At 63.0% G+C, this 3,247-nt stretch carries 1 protein-coding gene and 2 pseudogenes; 2 read left to right on the forward strand and 1 reads right to left on the reverse strand.

What is annotated here, in order from left to right:
* A pseudogene (locus tag EOA75_RS30995) lies at nucleotides 1-352 on the forward strand (MFS transporter); the annotation flags it as partial.
* Nucleotides 353-567: 215 nt separating this feature from the next.
* Entirely contained in the window at nucleotides 568-2,772 is a 2,205-nt protein-coding gene (locus tag EOA75_RS31000; RefSeq protein ID WP_127240508.1) for an adenylate/guanylate cyclase domain-containing protein, read from the forward strand.
* Nucleotides 2,773-2,947: 175 nt separating this feature from the next.
* Here the strand turns inward: EOA75_RS31000 and EOA75_RS31005 are convergent.
* Nucleotides 2,948-3,247 (reverse strand): annotated as a pseudogene (locus tag EOA75_RS31005) (hypothetical protein); the annotation flags it as partial.

Below are 3,247 nucleotides of genomic sequence, written 5' to 3' on the forward strand. Positions count from 1 at the left end.
GGGAAGCTGTGCGCTGCTGATGGGCTTCCTGTTTGCCGGGCCGCTTTGGCTGTTCATGCTGGTCGCCGTCGTCTGGGGTATTTCGGTGATCGGCGATTCGGCGCAATTCTCAGCCGCAGTGACCGAGCTCGGCGATCGCCGCTTCGTCGGCACGGCGCTGTCGGTGCAGCTTGGCGCCGGCTTTGCGCTGACGGTGCTCGCCATCTGGCTGACGCCGCGCTTCGCCGACTTCATCGGTGGCTGGCGCTGGGCCTTCCTGCTGCTGGTGCCGGGTCCGCTTCTTGGGGCGGCCGCTATGCTGTGGTTGCGAAACTTGCCGGAGAGCGAGAAAATGGCCGGCGGCCTCCGCTAGCGCTCTTGCTCCTCGACTGTCTAGCGCTGGAGCCGATTGAGAACTTCGTCGCTACGCAAATCGCCAGCGCACGGCCCGCGCTGCTCCGTTGGGCGTAAGGTTGGCGATTGCACATTTGCCGGGAACAATGCAGCCTAGCTTCGAGGCTCGAAAGCTGCCTCCCGGAGCGGGGCCATGCAGGCAGGATACGCGGCACAGTTACTGGTGCAGATGTCATGACACGCGCCCAGTTGGCCGGCGTCATCCTGGGTCTGTCGCTGGTCGCAGCGCTTACCATTGTCCGGGCGAGCGACCCGCAGCCGTTGAGACTCGCCCGCGAAGCGACGTTCGACCAGTATCAGAGGCTGGCACCTCGCCGCTTCGAGTCGATGCCCGTCCGCGTGGTGGACATCGACGAGGCCTCATTGCAGCAGTTCGGGCAGTGGCCGTGGCCCAGGGATCGCATGGCGGCCCTGGTCGAAAAGCTGACGGAGCTTGGTGCGGCAGCCATCGCATTCGACATTCTTTTCGCCGAGCCCGACCGTCTGTCGCCTCGCACTGTCCTCCGCGACGTCCCGGGCATCGATCCGGCCCTGCTCGACCGCCTGCCCGACAATGACGAGATCTTCGCCGGGTCGATCGCCGGCAAGCCAGTTATCCTGGGCTACGGCATCTCCAACGAAGGGAACTATCGGCCGCAAATCAAGGCTGGCATTGCCTTTATGGGCGAGAGCCCGATCGCTGCTCCTCCGCCTATCAAGGCAGCCACGCCGCTGCGGCCGCAGCTTGAGGCCAATTCAGCCGGCATCGGACACATCAGCCTCAATCCCGGCAGATCGACCGCTGTGGTGAGGACAGCCCCACTCTTTCTGACTGATGGCGAGCAGCTTTATCCGGATCTTGCCCTCGAAGCCATAAGAGTAGCGCAGGGGGCCTCCACCTACCTCATTGCCGGCGCGCCGGATCGGCAGGGCATAATGACCTCCGTCAAGATCGGCGACTTCGTTATTCCGGTGACCTCGGCCGGCGAACTCTGGCTCTATGTCAGTCCCGACAGGGCCGAGCGTTATGTTTCGGCGAAGGACGTGCTTGCACCCGGCGGCGTCTCGTCCGAAACGAGGGCCGCGATCGAAGGCAGCATCGTGTTTGTCGGCACTTCGGCCGCCGGGCTGCAGGACATTCGTGTCACCGCGCTCGGTGAGAACGTGCCGGGCGTCTCGATCCACGCGCAGATCGTTGAACAGGTGCTGTCCGGCCACTATCTGTCTCGGCCTGATTGGGCAAACGGGCTGGAAATCGCGTCGATCGCGATGCTCGGCAGCCTCCTGGTGATTCTGACGATTTTCGTAAGCCCCGCGATTGCGCTCGCCTGCGGCCTTGCGATCACGGGACTGGCGCTCGTCGCATCATGGTTTGCCTTTTCGCTTGCGGGACTGCTGTTCGACCCGTTTGCGCCGATCCTCATGGGCACGATCACGCATTTCGCGACAACCTCTTTCCGCTTCCTGGTGACTGATCGAGAGCGGCGCGCGATCCGGCGGGCCTTCGGTCAGTATTTGTCGCCATCGCTTCTCTACCGGATCGAGCACACGCGCGACGCGCTTCGTCTTGGCGGCGACGACCGAGAGCTGACCGTGATGTTTGTCGATGTGCGAAACTTCACGGAGATCAGCGAAAGACTGCCGCCCACCGCCGTCGTGCGGTTCTTGAACACGCTTCTCGACGCGCTCAGCCGTCATGTCACCGCCAATGAAGGCACGCTCGACAAGTTCATCGGCGATTCGATCATGGCCTTTTGGAATGCCCCGGTCGACGTCACCGATCATCCCCGCAAAGCCGCTCGCGCGGCATTGGCGATGCGCGAGACGATTGCCCGCCTCAACGAAAGCGATGCATTCGGATTCGGGGCCGGGCAGACGGTTCGCATCGGTATCGGAATCCATACCGGCGTCGCCTGTGTCGGAAATATGGGCGCGGAGTCGCGTTTCAACTATTCGGCCGTTGGCGACGCGGTGAACATCGCAGCGCGTATCGAGACAACGTGCAAGACGGTGAGTTTCGATATCCTCGCGTCCGACGACACAGTAAGATCGCTGCAAGGCTGGGCCTTGCTCGACGCGGGATCGCTGGAACTCAAGGGAAAGAGCACGAGGACCAGAATCAATGCCGTCGTAGGCGATGAAAACGTTGGGTCGTCGCCGGATTTTGCCGAATTGCGGCTTCTCCACGGCAAGCTCGTGGAGGCGTTGCAATCGCGCTTGCCAGGCACCCGAAAGATGATCGCGGCGGCCAAAGCCAAGGCTGCGGGCCTGCCGACAGGGTTGCAGGAATTCTATGGCCGGATCTCGCGCAGAGCGGATGATTTTGTTGGCAAGCGGGCGGGAGCGGCGATGGAAGCGAATGCCGGCTATGCGGAGCAACAATTCGGCTCCGGCTCCTGACCTTCATTGATGTAGGGCGGTCGACCGCTCGACTCGGTGGTGTTCAAGGGCAACAATTTCGTCCACCCCGACGTAGGGGCGAGTTGGCCCAGACCGGTTGGCGAAGTCGGATACGGACGCGCCGAGAAAAAGAGCGGCTATCCGCTGCTCTTGCCACTGCCGGCCACCCCTGCCGCTACTTTTTGCCAGGACCCTTGGATTTTCCGGGATTGCTGGGATCGTGCTTGCCCGGATCATTTCCATGGCCGTTGTTGCCGTCATCTTTGTCGCCCCGCGGCGGGCTCGGCGGATCGGGGGTGCCCGGACTGGGTGGTGCCGGTGAGTTGCGCCGCTCCGGCCGCGCCGTATGCTCCTGCTGAATGGCAGCCGTAAGCCCGCAATTTCCGCCGATTGCGTCAAAGCCTCCCGAGAGCTGCTGATTGCCGGTCAGAAACGGCAATGCCCGCGAGGTGCCGAGTGTGGTGAGCACAGATCC

Source organism: Mesorhizobium sp. M1A.F.Ca.IN.022.07.1.1, from assembly GCF_003997575.1.
GTDB lineage: Bacteria > Pseudomonadota > Alphaproteobacteria > Rhizobiales > Rhizobiaceae > Mesorhizobium.

Bases quoted from the DNA above. Each gene is read 5' to 3' on its own strand.
- EOA75_RS31000 (WP_127240508.1), top strand. From the start codon at position 568: ATGACACGCGCCCAGTTGGCCGGCGTCATCCTGGGTCTGTCGCTGGTC.